At 69.9% G+C, this 867-nt stretch carries 1 protein-coding gene; it reads left to right on the top strand.

What is annotated here, in order from left to right; genetic code table 11:
• A partial coding sequence (locus CWO89_RS44675; protein ID WP_130584435.1) for an IS110 family RNA-guided transposase occupies positions 1 to 867 on the top strand: 867 nt, incomplete at both ends.

Genomic DNA, 867 nt, shown 5'->3' with positions numbered 1-867 from the left:
AGGTCAAGGCGCGGGCGACGTCGAAGCTTGGCGCGGCGCCGCGGGTGGTGAGCTGCTACGAGGCCGGCTATGACGGCTTCTGGCTGCACCGGCGGCTGGAAGCGGCTGGGATCACGAACTTCGTGTTCGACCCGGCGAGCATTGCAGTGGAGCAACGGTCGCGGCGGGCGAAGACAGACCGGATCGACGGCGAGCTTCTGCTGCGCACCTTGATGGCCTATTTGCGGGGCGAGCCGCGGGTGGTGCGGATCGTCAGGGTGCCGAGCGTGGCCGAGGAGGACGCCCGGCGGATCAGCCGCGAGCGCGAGCGACTGGTGACGGAGCAGACCGCCCATACCAACCGGATCAAGGCGCTGCTGCGTCTGCTGGGCATGGCGGTCGGGGCCCTGCGACGGCGCAACTGGCTCGCCTGGCTGGAGCAGCAGCGGGACTGGCAAGGGCAGCCGTTGCCGCCGCAGCTTCTGGCCGAAGTGAAGCGCGAGCATGCCCGGCTGATGCTGGTGCGTGACCAGCTCAAGGCGCTGGAGCAGGCCCAGGCGGCGGCGCAAGCCGCTGCGACGCCCGCACCGATGGCGAAGCGACGGGATCAGTTGCAGCAACTCAAGGCACTCGGCCCGGCGTTTGCCACGACGCTGGTGCAGGAGGTGTTCTACAAGGACTTCCGCAACCGGCGCGAGGTCGCGAGCTACTGCGGCTTGGCGCCCAGTCCCTGGCAAAGCGGCGGCATCGACCGCGAGCAGGGGATTAGCAAGGCCGGCAACCGGCGCGCCCGCCACAAGACGATCGAACTGGCCTGGCTCTGGCTGCGCCATCAGCCGGACAGCGCGCTCAGCCGCTGGTTCCGCACCCGCACGGAGAACGCCGGCA

It is taken from the genome of Bradyrhizobium sp. Leo170 (genome assembly GCF_004296405.1).
Taxonomy (GTDB): Bacteria; Pseudomonadota; Alphaproteobacteria; order Rhizobiales; family Xanthobacteraceae; genus Bradyrhizobium.
The sequence above is the reverse complement of the archived record's forward strand: the minus strand, read 5'-3'. Positions and strand labels throughout refer to the sequence as shown.